The sequence below is a fragment of the Burkholderia sp. Cy-637 genome (assembly GCF_011753175.1).
GTDB classification, from domain to species: Bacteria; Pseudomonadota; Gammaproteobacteria; order Burkholderiales; family Burkholderiaceae; genus Burkholderia; species Burkholderia gladioli.
This window is the reverse complement of record NZ_VWWC01000179.1, coordinates 1-13,871: the sequence shown is the minus strand read 5'-3', so window position 1 is coordinate 13,871 and position 13,871 is coordinate 1. Positions and strand designations below refer to the sequence as shown.

Genomic DNA, 13,871 nt, shown 5'->3' with positions numbered 1-13,871 from the left:
ACTGGTCAAGGAGGTGCTCGACGTGATCCGCCAGCTGGCGAACTCGGGCACCACGCTCTTGATCGTCACGCACGAGATCGGCTTCGCGCGCGAGGTGGCCGACACCATCGTGTTCATGGACGGCGGCCGCGTGCTCGAATCGGGGCCGCCCTCGCGCGTGCTGGTCGAGCCGGCCCATCCGCGTACGCGCGATTTCCTGTCGAAGGTGTTGTGATGCGTCAGCGAGGAGGGGGCTTGGGATGAGCGTGTCAGCGAGCGAGGCGCCGGCGGCGCGAGAGGTGGCACGTTCGGGCGCGAGCGAGGTGTTTGTCGGCGTGAGCGTCGTCGATCCGCGCGCGCGGCCGCTGTTCGAGGAACTGGCCTACGAATACGGCAGCCGCTACGCCGGGCTGGTCGATCCCGAGGCGCTGCGCGAGGAGTTCGTGCGCTATCCGCCCGAGCATTTCGAGCCGCCGCTCGGCGCGCTGGTGCTGCTGCTGCGCGAGGGCATCGCGATCGCGGGCGGCGCCTTCATGCCTCACGCCGAGGCCGGCACCACCGAGTTCAAGCGCATCTGGGTGGCCCGCGAGCATCGCGGGCAGGGCTTGTCGCGGCGCGTGCTGGTCGAGCTGGAGCGGCGCGCGCTGGCGCTCGGCTACACGCGCGTCTACCTCAGCACAGGGCCGCGCCAGCCCGAGGCGATCGGCTTGTACCGGAGCAGCGGTTATCGGCTGTTCTACGCGCACGATTTCGGCGAGGACGTGGAACCCGGTTATCGCTTCGACAAATGGCTGGCCGGCGGGGGCGATGCCGCGCTTGCCGAAGCCACGGCGGGCTGAGTTCGCGAACCATGGCCTGCACCGGCGAATCCCTGCGAAAGACCGATCACGCCGGCCGTGCCCGGGCGAGCGGCGAGCACGAGAACGAGAGCGACAGCGAAGCCGCGCTGGCCTGGCGCCTGCTCGGCGCGCACCTGGCCGGCCTGGTTTTCGGCGTGGCGATCCTGGCGGCCGCGACGGTGTTCGTCTGCGGCGTGCTGCACGTGATCTGAAACGGCGACGCCACCGGCACGCGGTGCAGGTGGCGTCCCTGACCGACCCCGCGCGAGCGGGGCCGGCGTGGCGGGCTGGCCCGACCGCTCAGGCGTCGAGCATGTCCGGCAGGTCCAGGTCCTGCATCGCGATCGCCGTCGGCGAGGCAGTGATCGAGCTCGGCAGCTCGGTCACCACCTGCGTGGCGGCCGGATCGCTGAAGCTGCTCTTGCCGTTCTCCACGTGGCCGGCGGCGCGCCAGGCGAAGGCCGCGCCGTCGGAGACGGTCAGGTCGTACCACTGGTGGCTGTGCTTGAGCGTCCAGACTTCCTCGACGAAACCTTCCGACGGGATCGAGAAGTGGCGCGTCTGCGCGCCGTAGGCGTTATCCGTGACGGACAGCTTCACGGCCTTGGCGCCCTTGTTGCTGATCTTCAGCATGACGTTGCCGTTGGCCGCGTCGTAGCCCACCACCACCACCGGCTTGGCCGACTTGTTTTGGGTCTTCTTGTCCTGCGGGATCGCGCCGACGAACTGGCGCACGAAACCGTTCGGGCCATACACCAGGAAGTTGTAGACGCCGTCCGTGCCGGCCAGGTTGAAGGTGTCGGCGATCGACTTGCCGGCCTCCACCGTGTAGCGCCACGGGCCGTCGCTGCGGTTGGTCGAGTACACGTAGAAGCTCGCGCCCACCTTGCCCGTGTTCGAGAAGTTGATCTGGAATTCGTTGTCCTTGCTGACTTCGCGACCGTTGGCGTGCAGCTCGTAGGGCAGGGCGCGCGCGGCGCGCACGCCGGTTTCCTGTTCCTTGATCGAGGTGGGGCTCGGCACCGCCGGCACCACCGCCTTGGGGTTCTGGCAGGACGCGTCGGACATCGCCTGGTAGTTGCTGGTGTTGGGCAGCGTCGGGAACGCGGCGTCCGGCGTGCTGAAGTCGAAGCAGCTCAGCAGGTCGCCCGACACGGCGCGGCGCCACGGGGTGATGTTCGGCTCCATCACGCCGAAGCGCTGCTCGATGAAGCGGATCACCGAGGTGTGGTCGAACACCTGCGAGTTGACGTAGCCGCCCTTGGTCCAGGGCGAGATCACGATCATCGGCACGCGCGGGCCCATCCCGTAGGGCAGGTTGTCGGCCGTGTAGCTGCCGCCGCGCAGCGGGTTCACCACGTTGTGGATCTCGGCGCTCACGTCCACCGTCGACAGGCCCTGGGCGCGGTTGGTCGGCGGTTGCGGCGGGGCGATGTGGTCGAAGAAGCCGTCGTTCTCGTCGTACATCAGGAAGAAGGCGGTCTTGCTCCACACATCCGGGTTCGCGGTCAGCGCGTCGAGGATCTGGGCGATGTAGGTCGCGCCGTAGGCCGGCGTGTAGCTCGGGTGCTCGGAATAGATCGCCGGCGGGCACAGCCAGGAGACCTGCGGCAGCTTGTTGGCCAGCACGTCGTTCTTGAGGTCGACCAGGGTGCGCACCGCGTTGCCGCGCGTCTGCAGCGCGGAGCCGGCCGGCGCGTTGATGAAGTTGGCGAAGTTCGGCAGCATGTTGGTGCCGTAGTTGCCGTTCACCGGATCGTTGCCGTTCACGCCCTGCTGGTAGAGCTGCCAGGAGATGCCGGCGGCCTGCAGGCGCTCCGGGTAGGTGGTCCAGGTCAGCAGGTCCCACTTCGGCGGCAGGTCGTTGTCGACCGCGTCGTTGTTGTCCAGCAGCGGGCCGCCCTGCTTGCCGGTCGGGTCCACCATGCCGGTCATCAGGTAGGTGCGGTTCGGGTGGGTCGGCCCCGGCATCGAGCAGAAATAGTGATCGCAGATCGTGAACGCGTCGGCCAGCGCGTAGTGGAACGGGATGTCCTCGCGCACGTGGTAGCCCATCGTCAGGTCGGACTTGTTGGCCGGCCAGGCGTCCATGCGGCCGTTGTTGATCGCGTTGTGGGTCGGGTACCAGCTGTGGTCCAGGTCGCCCAGGCACTCGCTGATCTTGTTGACGTTGTAGCGGAACGGCAGCACCGGCGTCTGCGGGTTGGCCTTGGACGGCTGGAACCAGACCGGCTGGCCGCTGGCCAGGGGGATCGGGAAGCGGTCGTTGTAGCCGCGCACGCCGCGCAGGTGGCCGAAGTAATGGTCGAACGAGCGGTTTTCCTGCATCAGCACCACGACGTGCTGCACGTCCTGGATCGAACCCGTGCCGGAAGCCGCCGGAATGGCGAGCGCCTTGCGGATCGCATCGGGGAACACCGTCAGGGCTGCGGCTGCGCCGGCCGTCGAGGCGGCGGTCTGCAGGAAGCGTCGTCGATTGTAGGTAGACATGGTCGGGCCTCTCGTGAGAGATACGGTGATACGTTTGTGGGCGGCTTTCTATTGGCGAACTGCTGGGAACTGCCAGGACTGCTGAGGACTTCGGTGCCGGTCAGTTGCTGGCGTCCGCCGCGGGCTCGGGCGGGTAGTGGACGACCGGGGTGGATTGCTCGGCGGCCAGCCAGGCGGACTCGCCGTGGCCGGGATCGATGATTGGCGCCAGCGCCCGGGCGGCGCGCGGCGGATCGACGGTTTCGGTCACGCCGGCCGACATCGCGATGGCCGGCGAGGGCGGGTCGATCGGCGTGCTGTCGTGCGGCGTGTCGGCGATGGGCGGCGCGGCGGCGGGGGCCGTGCCGGGGGCGCCGGAATCGGGCGCGGTGCCGAAGCGGTTGGCGCCGCCCGCGTTATCGGCCGGGTGCAGCGAGAGCGCCGCGAAATCCTGCCGCGAGGACGCGGCGCCGGCCGGATTTCCCTTGTCGCAGCCGGCCAGCATCAGCAGCGCGGCCAGCACCACCAGAACCCTCGATTCTTTCATTTTGCCGACCTGTGATTATGTTCGAATTCAAGATGGCGATATCTTGATTCAAGGCCGATGTCATATTTGTGAATGGAATGGCGATCCCGATTATTCGATTCGGGATTACTTGTTTTCAGTGTGGTGTAAAGCGTAATTGAAATGCGGTTGAAAGCGATTCGACTCGATGAAAATGCTTGATGAGCCTGATTTTTGCTGATTTTGACGTGGTATTGCCGGGAAGATTGCCGATTCGATTCGTATTTCGTATCAAGTATTTTTTATCGAATTCGGAAATCGATTTGAGTAAATTGTTCCGTATTGAAAATCGAGGTATTGAAGATGCGAGGCGCGGATCGGGCTTGTAAATTTTTTAATTCGATGCCGATCGGCGGCCACCGCGATCGGGTGGCCGCCCGAGTTTCTTCAGGCCGCGCCGTCGCCTGACGCGAACCCATACAGCTCGGCCGGATTGGTCACCAGGATCCGCTTCAGCGTGGCGGCGCTGCTGAGGTTGCCGATCGCCCAGTCGAGCAGGGCCGCGTCGTCGGGCACCGGCTTCACGTTCGGATGCGGCCAGTTCGAGGCCCACAGGCAGCGCTCGGGATAACGCGCGGCCAGCTCGCGCGCGATCCAGGCCACGTCCTGGTAGGCGGGCGGCCCCTCGCGCGAGCTCTCATAGGGCGCCGACAGCTTGATCCAGCAGCGCCCGCCGTCGAGCAGCCGGCACAGCGCCGCGAAGGCCTCGCCGTCGGCGGCCACCGGCCCGAGGAACTTGCCGAGATGGTCGATCACCAGCCGCGTGGGCAGGCGCGCGAGCAGCGTCTCGTAGTCGGGCAGGGTGCGGCCGTCCAGTTGCAGGTTGATATGCCAGCCGAGCGCGGCGATGCGCGAGGCCAGCGGCGTGAGCGCATCCCAGCCCAGCACGCCGCCGCGCAGCATCATGAAGCGCAGCCCGCGCATGCCGCCCGCGTGCAGGCGCCGCAGTTCCTCGTCGTCCACGCCGGGCTCCACCACCGCCACGCCGCGCGCGCCGTCGCCGAGCTGCTCGATCGCGGCCAGCGTGCAGCGGTTGTCGGTGCCGTAACCGGTCGGCTGCACCACCACCACGCGCGACAGGCCGAGCGCGCGCTGCATGTCGCGATAGGCGGTGGCGGGCGCTGGCGGCGGCACGAAGGTCGCGCTCGGGGCGAGCGGGTAGGCGTCGTCGTAGACGTGGACATGGCAGTCGCAGGCGCCTGCCAGCGCGTGCACGGGGCTCATCGGTTCGGCTCCTGGAGTTCGATCGGCTGGCGACGCGCCAGGCGCGTGGCATGGGCGGCATTCACGGCGCCGGCGGGGATGCGCCCCTGCAGCAGCGCCTCGACCTGGGCGACGGTCTCGAGCGACTGGTGCTCGATCGCGCCGGGCGTGAGGCCGCCCACGTGCGGCGTGGCGATCACCAGCGGATGCGCGGCCAGCCGCGCCGAGGGCATCTGGTCGGCGGCCATGCCGACGTCGAGCGCGCAGCCGCCGAGCCGGCCGCCGTCGAGCGCGGCCAGCAGGGCCGCCTCGTCCACCAGCTCGCCGCGCGCCGCATTGACGAACACCGCGCCGGGCTTCATCGCCGCGAAACGCTCGGCGTTCATCAACTGCGCCGTGTCGGCATTGGCCGGCGCCAGGCATACCACGTAGTCGGCCTCGCCGAGCAGGGCCTCGAGCCCGGCCTGGTGCATGCGCAGGTCGGTGACGGTGGCGAACGGGTCGGCCACCACCACGCGCATGCCGAAGGCCAGCGCCAGCTCGCACAGATAGCGCGAGATCTGCCCGTAGCCGATCACGCCGAGCGTGGCGCCGCGCAGCTCGCGGCCCATGCGCGGCACCGGGCGCTCGCCGCGGCGGTAGGCGGCGGCGTAGTCGGTGGTCGAACGCGACAGGTCCAGCATCGCGCCGATCACCCACTCGCTGACGGCGGCCATGAAGCCGGCGCTGGCCTGCGTGATCAGCACGCCGTGCTCGCTGGCGGCGGCCACGTCGATGGTGCGGATGTCGACCGCGCAGCGCGCGAAGGCCAGCAGCTCCGGCAGCGCCTCGAACAGCGCGCGCGGCGCCGGCGTCTGGCGATAGCCGATGATGATGTCGGCATCGCGCGCCGCCTCGATCAGCTCCGCGGTGCTCAGCTCGCGGTCCTCGGGGTTGAAGCGCGCCTCGGCGATCGCGCCCAGCGCGGCCGTGGCGTGCGCGCCGAAGTAATGGTCGAGCATCGAGCGCGGATGGCTCACGAATACCTGGGTCATGTGAAGAGTCCTTTAAGGCCGGGTCCGGGACGGACGCGCGACCGATTCGCGCTCGACGAGCGCGATGTCCGTAAAGAGCGTGGGCTCGTGTTCGCGGGGGCTGTCGGGGGCGCGCATCACGCGCTCCACCATCGCCGCGGCCATCGCCGGCACCGGCAGTTGCACGGTGGTCAGCGCCGGGTTCGAGATCGCGCCGAGGAAATGGCCGTCCATGCCGACCACGGAAATATCCTCCGGCACGCGCAGGCCCGCCTCGCGCAGGCCGGCCATCAGGCCCAGCGCCATCAGGTCGTTGACGGCCACGATGCCGCTCGGGCGCTCGGCGTCGAGCGCGAGCCGGCGCGCCAGCTCCAGGCCGTTCTGCGCGATCATCGAATCGCCGTATTCGTCGACGTGGCCGCTGTCGAGCACGCGCGCGCTGGCGGCCAGGCCCGCTTCGGCCGCGGCGGCCAGGAAGCCGTCGATCTTGTCGCGGCGGCTCATGGTGACGCCGGCCAGGGTGGCGTAGGCCAGCCGCGTGTGGCCGTGCTCGATCAGGTGGCGCGTGGCCAGGCGCGCGGCGCCGAAGTTGTCGGGCGTGACGTGGTCGATGCGGCTGGGTTCGCCGTCGATCGCGCGGCGGTCGTAGCTGACCACCACCATGCCGCGCGCGGCGGCGGTCTCCAGGTGGCCCTCGTCGGCCAGCGAGGAGAGCACGATCACGCGGCGCACGCCCTGCGAGAACAGGTCCTCGAAGAACGAGGCTTCCTTGCGCGGGTCGCGATAGGTGTTGCCGATCAGCACGCGATGGCCGTAGCGCTCCTGCGCGAGCGTCTCGATCTCGCGCGCGATGTAGCCGAACATCGGGTTGGCGATCGAGGGCAGCAGCAGGCCGACCAGCGGCGTCTGGCCGGTCTTGAGCTGGCGCGCGAGCTTGCTGGGGCGATACTGCAGCGCCTCCATCGCGGCCCGCACGCGCGCCAGCGTGTCCTCGCGCATCTGGTCGATGCGGCCGTTGAGGACGTTCGATACCGTGCTGACGGACACGCCGGCCTGGCGCGCGACATCCTGAATGGTGCTCATGTCTGGATCTTGTTACCGGCTACAGGCCGAGCCGGGTCGGCAACCACAGGGAAAACGACGGTACCAGGATCAGTACCACGAGAGCCGCGCACAATACCACCAGATATTTGAGCATGGGGCGCGCCACCGCCTTCACCTCGGTGCCGGTGATCGCGCAGGTCGCGAACAGGCCCAGGCCGATGGGCGGCGCGAACAGGCCCAGGCCCATCGCCACCACGATCACGGTGCCGAAGTGCAGCGGGTTGATGCCCAGCTGCATGGCGATCGGGGTGAGCAGCGGGCCGAAGATGATCAGCGCCGGCGCGCCTTCCAGCACCGCGCCGAACACGATCATCAGCAGTACCGACAGAATGATGAACAGGGTCGGCCCGTACTGGTGCGCGAAGGCGATCATCGAATCGGACACCAGCATCGGCACCTGCTCGATGGTCAGCGCGAAGGACACGCTGGAGGCCGCCGCCACGATGAACAGGATGCTGCTGGCCATCGAGGCGGCGCGCACGAACACGCGCACGATCAGCCGCGGGTTCAACTCGCGGAACGCCAGCCAGCCCACCAGCAGCGCATACACCACCGCGAAGGCCGAGACTTCCGTCGAGGTGGCGATGCCCGAGGTCACGCCCTTGCCGATCATGGTGATCATCAGCAGGGCCACCAGCGCGCCGCCCAGCAGCGGCAGCCAGTTGCGCGGGTTGGGCAGCGCCGCGGCCAGGTCGATGCGGCGCCCGGCGATCACGGTCACCGCGGCCAGCGCGACGGCCAGCACCGCGGCCGGCACCACGCCGGCCAGGAACAGCCCCGCGATCGAGATATTGGCGACGAAGCCCATGATGATCATGTTCACGCAGGGCGGGATGGTTTCGGCCATCACCGCGCTGGCGGCCAGCAGCGCCGCGGCCTCGTCGGGATCCTCGCGGCTCTGGCGCACCGCCGGCATCACCACGCCGCCCACCGCGGCGATATCGGCCAGCTTGGAGCCCGACACGCCCGAGAAGAAGGCGGTGGCGATGATGGTGATCAGGCCCAGGCCGCCGCGCACGCGCCCGAACAGGCGCAGCAGCAGCTCGATCAGGCGCGAGGACATGCCGTTGCTTTCCATCAGCAGGCCGGCCAGCACGAAGAAGGGGATCGCCAGCAGCACGAAGTGATCGGTGCCCGCCATCACCTGCTGCGCGTAGACCAGCATCGGCAGCGAGGGTTCGGCGAGGAAGTAGAGCAGGGCCGAGAAGGCCAGCACGAAGCCGATCGGCACGCCCAGCAGCAGGCCGCCCACGAAGCCGGCCGCCATCAGCAGGCCCGGGCCGATCGCGTGGGCCGGCGCGAGCGCGTTCCAGCCGAACACGGCACCCGCCGCCGCCAGGCACAGCACCAGCGAGCGCAGCACCTCTCGGCGCGGGCCGTTCAGGGCATTGGCCAGGCCGAACACGGTCATGAAGGTGCTGCCGGCCGCCAGCGGATAGACGTTGATGCAGGCGGGCAGGCCGCTGGGCGTCTGCTGGCCGAAGGAATCGAGCAGCAGAAACACCGAGGACACGCAGAGGTTGCCCGCCACCGCGGCGATCACCCAGTGGCCGGCCTGCACCAGGGTGGCTTGCCAGCGCCCGGGCAGCATGCCGCGGAACAGGTCGACGCCGACGTGCTGGCTGCGCGCCAGCACGCTGGCCGCGCCGCAGAACACCAGCACGATCATCAGCGCGCCCGCCACCTCCTCGGCCCAGTCCACCGGGTTGTGCAGGAAGTAGCGGTAGATCACCGAGACGAACACCACGGCCACGTCGGCCGCGAGCACGGCCGCGCAGAAATACTCGATGCCGTGCAGCAGCGCGGCCAGGCCGCGCGCCAGCGGCGTGCCGGCCCGGGCGGCGGCCGGCGCGGCGAGTTCGGGCGAGGCCGCCGAGGGATCGGGGGAGGTGGACAGGGCGCGCATGGCCTCAGCTCCGCGCGGCCGCGATGGCCTGGAACAGCGGCGAGGTGGCCGGGTACTGCTTCGAGAAGCTCGCGTAGAGCTGGGTCTGCATGGTGTGGCGCACCGCATCGCGGTCGACCGGCGACATCGGCGTGAAGCGCATGCCGTGCTGCTTCAGTTGCTGTTCGGCGGCGGCGGCGGTCTGGATCGCGGCCTGGCGCTGCTTGGCGGTGGCGTCCTGCATGGCGGCCTGGAAGGCCGGGCGCAGCGCCTCGGGAATCTTGGCCAGCGCGCGGCGGCCCATCACCGCCACCACCGGGCTGAACACGTGCTGGGTCTGCCAGCAGGACTTCACCACCTCGTCGAACTTGCTGGCCAGCACGGTCGCGCAGTCGTGCTCGAAGCCGTCCACTACGCCGGTCTGCGCGGCCATGTAGAGCTCGCCCACCGGGATCGGGGTGGGCACCGCGCCCATCAGCCGGAAGGTGTCCATGAAGGCCGGCGTGGGCAGCACGCGCAGCTTCAGGCCCTTCAGGTCCTGCAGCGATTGCACCGGCTTCTTGGTGAACACGTTGCGCCCGCCGAACGAATAGCCCCAGGCCACCGCCGAACAGCCGGCGCGCTGCTGCAGCAGCTTGTCGAAGGAGGCGCCCACCGAGCGGTCCATGGCGCGGCCGACGTGGTCGAAGCCGTCGAACAGGTAGCCGAGGTCGAGCATGCCGAGCTCGGGCAGCACCGTCGCCCAGATCGAGGAGCCCGACACCATCATGTCCACCGCGCCCACCTTGACCTGCTGCACCACGTCGCTTTCCTTGCCGAGCTGGCTGTTCGGGAAGAAGTCGATGCGGATCCTGTCGCCCACGCTGGCCTTCAGGTTCGCCGCCAGGTGCTGGTACCAGACGTAATGCGCGGCGTTCTCGTTGGCCGGCATCGACGAGGACAGCCGCAGCGCGATGGGCGCATCGGCGTGCGCCAGGACCGGCAGGCCGAGGCTCGCGGCCGCGAGCGATGCCGCCGAGGCGGTCTGGAGGAAGCGTCTGCGGGAAGTCGACTGCATGTGGTGTCTCCTGGTTGCCGTTGCCGTGCAGCGGGCAGGGCTGGTTCGTGATTGAAGGTGTCCCGGTATCGGCGCGGCCCGTCGCTCGACACTGTATCGATTTAGTGTATCGATACAGTAAACGTCGTCGGGATCGGATGTCATTGGGGTTTGCCCTCGTGGGGCGGGCCTGCCCGTTCCTGGTGCCTTTTTGAGACGACGAGGCGAAGCCATGGCCCGAATTGCGATTCAAGCCGCTGGCGCGCGGGCCGTTAACCGCGGTTACGCAGCGTCGGATCCCCCGACGCTCATTCCGTTAATTAGCATGTTCAGCAAAATCAAGGTTTCAACCGGCTTGCTGTGCGTCCTGGTCGCGTTCTGCGCGTTCCAGCTCGTCACGGCCGCGCTCGGTTACTGGGCGCTCACGCGCACGCACGACAACGTCATCGAACTGTCGAACGTGGCCGTCGAGCAGATGAAGTCCGTCACCGATGCCACCCAGCAGTTGATGGACGCGCGCATCAATCTCTCGCGCGCCGGCACGCGCATGGTGAAGGGCGGCGTGGAGCCGACCGACATCGTGCAGCACGCGCGCGAGCAGCTCGGCGCGGCCGAGCAGAGCTTCGCGCGTTTCGCCGAGGCCAGCCGCGGCGAGCACGCCGCGCCCGGTGCGGCCGAGCTGGTGGATCGCTACGGCAAGTACCACGCCGCGCTCGGCGAGCTGGCGCAGTTCCTCGATGCCGGCAACGTGCAGGCCTTCCTCGACCAGCCCACCCAGTCCTTCCAGGACAACTACCTGAAGGAGGTGCGCGGCTTCGAGGCCTATGCGGGCAGCTCGGGGCGTGCCTCGCTCGACGCGATCGACGCGCGCCTGTCGCTGTTCAAGCTGGTGGGCGTGGTGATCCTGCTGTTCCTGGCCGCCGTCACGGCGGCCATCCACCTCGGGCTGCGGCGCGGCCTGGTCGCGCCGCTCGAGGAAGCGGGGCGCCACTTCGACCGGATCGCGGCCGGCAAGCTCGACACGCCGATCGCCGCGCGCGGCAGCAACGAGATCGGCCACCTGTTCGCCGGCCTGGCCAACATGCAGGCCAGCGTGGCGGGCACCGTCAGGCTGGTGCGCGAATCGGCCGACGCGATCCACCTGGGCGCCGACGAGATCGCCACCGGCAACGCCGACCTGTCGGCGCGCACCGAGAGCCAGGCCGCCTCGCTGGAGGAAACCGCCTCGAGCATGGAGGAGCTGACCTCCACCGTGCGCCACAACGCCGAGCACGCGCGCGAGGCCAACAGCCTGGCCGCCGGCGCGCTGGAGGCGACCGCCCAGGGCAGCGAGGTGGTCAACCAGGTGGTGGACAAGATGCACAGCATCGCGCAGAGCTCGGACCGCATCGCCGAGATCATCTCGGTGATCGACGGCATCGCCTTCCAGACCAATATCCTCGCGCTCAACGCGGCGGTGGAGGCGGCCCGCGCCGGCGAGCAGGGCCGCGGCTTCGCGGTGGTGGCGGGCGAGGTGCGCGGCCTGGCGCAGCGCAGCGCGCAATCGGCCAAGGAGATCAAGGCGCTGATCAACGAATCGGTGGAGCTGATCCGCGGCGGCGCGGAGCTGGTCGAGAACGCCGGCGAGGCGATGGGCAAGGTCTCGACCACCATTTCGCGCGTGGCGCAGACCATGGAGGAGATCAGCGCCTCCTCGCGCGAGCAGAGCGCCGGGATCGAGCAGGTCAACATGGCCGTCGCGCAGATGGACGAGATGACCCAGCAGAACGCCGCCCTGGTGGAGGAGGCGGCCGCGGCGGCCTCCTCGCTGCACCAGCAGACCGAGCAGTTGAAGGCGGCGGTGTCGGTGTTCGAGGTGTCGGACGCGGTGATGCGGCCGGCCGAGGCGGCGATGCGGCACGATGAGCGCCTGGCGCGCGTGGAGCGGCAGTTCGCCTGACGCAAGGCCCCGGCGGCGGGAAACGATCGGCCCGGTGCTTCCCTGGCGGGAGGCGCCGGGCCGATTGCATTGGCTCCGATTCAAATCCCTGGATTTGGGAAAAAACTGATCGAGTCGGACTCCATTAATGACTCGATTAAATACCTTCCTATTATCTTGATAATCAAATCGTCGCCTATGTATTCGATAATTTTTTGATTTTAACGATTCAACCTCGTAAATCTGTCAGTGGTGATGTGAAAACCCGCATGCTAATTTTCTATTGTCCTCGATTAATTCGGGGATGACGCGGTAAAACGAAAATCGCCATTCAACCACCTACGGGGACCATCATGGCAGAACTTCATCCTTTCAATCACACCGGCAATTTCACGATCGGCAAGCTGGGCCTGCCCGGTGGGCTGCTGCTCAAGGCCATCCTCACCGTGCCGCAGGGCACCAGCCAGGTGACGGGCCACGGCGTGCTGAGCCAGGCCACCAACCCGCCGCTGCACAACCAATCGGCCTTCCACGGCTCCGTGCATTCGCTGGGCGTCGGCGGTGCCAAGCAGGTCTATGCACTGCAGGGCACGGCGATTCCGCCGCTGCTGGGCGCGCCGCACGTCACCGAGCTGCTGATCCAGCTCGACAGCGTGTGGGGCCGCGCCGGCAAGGCGTCCTATACCTACGTGCAGGGCGAGACGGTCCATCGCGTCGAGGACCAGGAAGTCGCGGTGCAGTGGCTGCTGCAGGAAAACGAACGGGCCGCATGAGGCGTGCCGGTTGCATGCGCGGCGCGACTCGCCGCGCATGACGAGCGATTGAAACCCGCCCGATCCGATCGGGCGGGTTTTTTTATTGGTGCGGCGCGGTAAGGTATTAAGTCGGCGATTAATCGGATTGCCGGTCATTCGAATGCGGCCTATGGATGGATAATTCGAATTTCCGCCGGGTCGCCTGAAAATCTGCGCCGGCGGAATCCAATTGCAATATCGAGTCGCATTGAACGTTTGCGCGCCGATATTCATCGCGCCCGGTCCGCCATCAATTGCCGGCGCGCCTCGGCGGCGGCGGCCAATGAAGGATCGAGCGCCAGCGCGCGATCGTAACTTTCCAGCGCTTCCTCATGGCGCGCCAGCAGTCGCAGCGCGTTGCCGCGATTGCAGAGCACCGCCGGCGAACGCGGCTCGCGCGCGAGGATCGCGTCGTAGCCGGCCAGCGCCTCGTCGGCGCGCCCGGCGCGCAGCAGCAGGTTGGCGCGGCAGGCCAGCGCGGCGTGATGGCCCGGCTGCGCGGCCAGCACGCGCTCGCAACGCGCCATGGCCTCGTCCAGGCGCCCGAGCTGTTCCAGCGCCGCGGCGCTGTCGCCAAGCGCGTCGAGATGGCCGGGATCGCCGGCGATCACCTCGTTGAGGGCGTCGAGCGCCTCGCCGGGCCGCCCCAGGTCGAGCAGGCCGCGCCCGCGCATCGCCTGGATCGCGGCGATGCCCGGCTGGATCTCGGCGGCGCGCTCGAAGGAGAGCAGCGCATCGGCGTGGCGGCCGAGATCGCGCAGCACCAGGCCGCGGTTGAACAGCGACTCGAACGAACGCGGCGCGACCATCAGCGCGCGCTCGTAGCTGTCGAGCGCGTCGGCCGGCCGGCCCAGCGCGCGCAACGCGGCGCCGCGATTGCAGAGCGCGTCGAGCGTGAGCGGGGCGAGCGCGAGCACGCGATCGAAGGCGGCCAGCGCCTCGGCATGGCGGCGCAGCGCCAGCAGCGCGTTGCCCTGGCGCACCAGGGTGACCAGGTCATCGGGCGCGGCGCGCAGCGCCTCGGCGTAATGGCCGAGCGATTCCGCGTCGCGGCCGGCCGCGCCCA

The 13,871-nt window shown here is 68.7% G+C and carries 12 protein-coding genes and 1 pseudogene; 5 read left to right on the top strand and 8 right to left on the bottom strand.

The features are described 5' to 3' along the window. The 3 genes and pseudogenes from F3J10_RS30125 to F3J10_RS30115 all read left to right on the top strand — a co-directional run. Window positions 1-214 (top strand): annotated as a pseudogene (locus tag F3J10_RS30125) (amino acid ABC transporter ATP-binding protein); the annotation flags it as partial. A 25-nt stretch (window positions 215-239) separates the two neighbouring features. Next, window positions 240-818 (top strand): GNAT family N-acetyltransferase, encoded by a 579-nt coding sequence (locus F3J10_RS30120; RefSeq protein WP_025101038.1) that lies wholly within the window; start codon window positions 240-242, stop codon window positions 816-818. Between the two features lie 11 nt (window positions 819-829). Beyond that, window positions 830-1,030 carry a hypothetical protein gene (locus F3J10_RS30115; RefSeq protein ID WP_167243635.1) on the top strand — a complete coding sequence of 67 codons (201 nt, stop codon included), beginning with the start codon at window positions 830-832 and terminating at the stop codon, window positions 1,028-1,030. A gap of 88 nt (window positions 1,031-1,118) precedes the next feature. Here the strand turns inward: F3J10_RS30115 and F3J10_RS30110 are convergent, their stop codons facing one another. The 7 genes from F3J10_RS30110 to F3J10_RS30080 all read right to left on the bottom strand — a co-directional run bounded on the left by F3J10_RS30110 (window position 1,119) and on the right by F3J10_RS30080 (window position 10,114). After that, window positions 1,119-3,308, bottom strand: a complete 2,190-nt coding sequence (locus F3J10_RS30110) for a phospholipase C, phosphocholine-specific (protein WP_025101040.1) — start codon at window positions 3,306-3,308, stop codon at window positions 1,119-1,121. 100 nt (window positions 3,309-3,408) lie between these two features. Further along, entirely contained in the window at window positions 3,409-3,834 is a 426-nt protein-coding gene (locus tag F3J10_RS30105) for a hypothetical protein (protein WP_167243634.1), read from the bottom strand. A gap of 405 nt (window positions 3,835-4,239) precedes the next feature. Beyond that, a complete protein-coding gene (locus tag F3J10_RS30100) occupies window positions 4,240-5,076 on the bottom strand; it encodes an amidohydrolase family protein (RefSeq protein WP_167243633.1) in 837 nt (278 codons plus the stop codon). Further along, window positions 5,073-6,089 (bottom strand): hydroxyacid dehydrogenase, encoded by a 1,017-nt coding sequence (locus F3J10_RS30095; RefSeq protein ID WP_025101043.1) that lies wholly within the window; start codon window positions 6,087-6,089, stop codon window positions 5,073-5,075. Before F3J10_RS30095 ends, F3J10_RS30100 begins: the two co-directional genes overlap by 4 nt. 12 nt (window positions 6,090-6,101) lie before the next feature. Next, window positions 6,102-7,151: a LacI family DNA-binding transcriptional regulator gene (locus tag F3J10_RS30090; protein WP_025101044.1), complete on the bottom strand. Its 1,050-nt coding sequence runs from the start codon at window positions 7,149-7,151 to the stop codon at window positions 6,102-6,104. A 19-nt stretch (window positions 7,152-7,170) separates the two neighbouring features. Beyond that, the gene (locus tag F3J10_RS30085; RefSeq protein WP_167243632.1) at window positions 7,171-9,078 is read right to left on the bottom strand and encodes a TRAP transporter large permease subunit; all 1,908 of its coding nucleotides are present in this window, start codon (window positions 9,076-9,078) and stop codon (window positions 7,171-7,173) included. Between the two features lie 4 nt (window positions 9,079-9,082). Continuing rightward, complete coding sequence (locus F3J10_RS30080) at window positions 9,083-10,114, bottom strand: TRAP transporter substrate-binding protein (protein WP_167243631.1); 1,032 nt, start codon at window positions 10,112-10,114, stop codon at window positions 9,083-9,085. A gap of 304 nt (window positions 10,115-10,418) precedes the next feature. Between F3J10_RS30080 and F3J10_RS30075 the strand changes: the two genes are divergently transcribed. Both F3J10_RS30075 and F3J10_RS30070 read left to right on the top strand, forming a co-directional pair. Beyond that, a complete protein-coding gene (locus tag F3J10_RS30075; protein WP_167243630.1) occupies window positions 10,419-12,032 on the top strand; it encodes a methyl-accepting chemotaxis protein in 1,614 nt (537 codons plus the stop codon). A gap of 332 nt (window positions 12,033-12,364) precedes the next feature. Then, a complete protein-coding gene (locus F3J10_RS30070) occupies window positions 12,365-12,784 on the top strand; it encodes a DUF1842 domain-containing protein (RefSeq protein WP_025101048.1) in 420 nt (139 codons plus the stop codon). A 251-nt stretch (window positions 12,785-13,035) separates the two neighbouring features. On the opposite strand, the gene F3J10_RS30065 is transcribed toward F3J10_RS30070, so the two are convergent. Beyond that, window positions 13,036-13,871 (bottom strand): tetratricopeptide repeat protein (locus F3J10_RS30065; RefSeq protein WP_167243629.1); only part of this gene is annotated, 836 nt, incomplete at its 5' end.

Coding starts and splice junctions, on each gene's coding strand:
- F3J10_RS30120 (WP_025101038.1), top strand. CDS start 240: ATGAGCGTGTCAGCGAGCGAGGCGCCGGCGGCGCGAGAGGTGGCACGT.
- F3J10_RS30115 (WP_167243635.1), top strand. CDS start 830: ATGGCCTGCACCGGCGAATCCCTGCGAAAGACCGATCACGCCGGCCGT.
- F3J10_RS30110 (WP_025101040.1), bottom strand. CDS start 3,308: ATGTCTACCTACAATCGACGACGCTTCCTGCAGACCGCCGCCTCGACG.
- F3J10_RS30105 (WP_167243634.1), bottom strand. CDS start 3,834: ATGAAAGAATCGAGGGTTCTGGTGGTGCTGGCCGCGCTGCTGATGCTG.
- F3J10_RS30100 (WP_167243633.1), bottom strand. CDS start 5,076: ATGAGCCCCGTGCACGCGCTGGCAGGCGCCTGCGACTGCCATGTCCAC.
- F3J10_RS30095 (WP_025101043.1), bottom strand. CDS start 6,089: ATGACCCAGGTATTCGTGAGCCATCCGCGCTCGATGCTCGACCATTAC.
- F3J10_RS30090 (WP_025101044.1), bottom strand. CDS start 7,151: ATGAGCACCATTCAGGATGTCGCGCGCCAGGCCGGCGTGTCCGTCAGC.
- F3J10_RS30085 (WP_167243632.1), bottom strand. CDS start 9,078: ATGCGCGCCCTGTCCACCTCCCCCGATCCCTCGGCGGCCTCGCCCGAA.
- F3J10_RS30080 (WP_167243631.1), bottom strand. CDS start 10,114: ATGCAGTCGACTTCCCGCAGACGCTTCCTCCAGACCGCCTCGGCGGCA.
- F3J10_RS30075 (WP_167243630.1), top strand. CDS start 10,419: ATGTTCAGCAAAATCAAGGTTTCAACCGGCTTGCTGTGCGTCCTGGTC.
- F3J10_RS30070 (WP_025101048.1), top strand. CDS start 12,365: ATGGCAGAACTTCATCCTTTCAATCACACCGGCAATTTCACGATCGGC.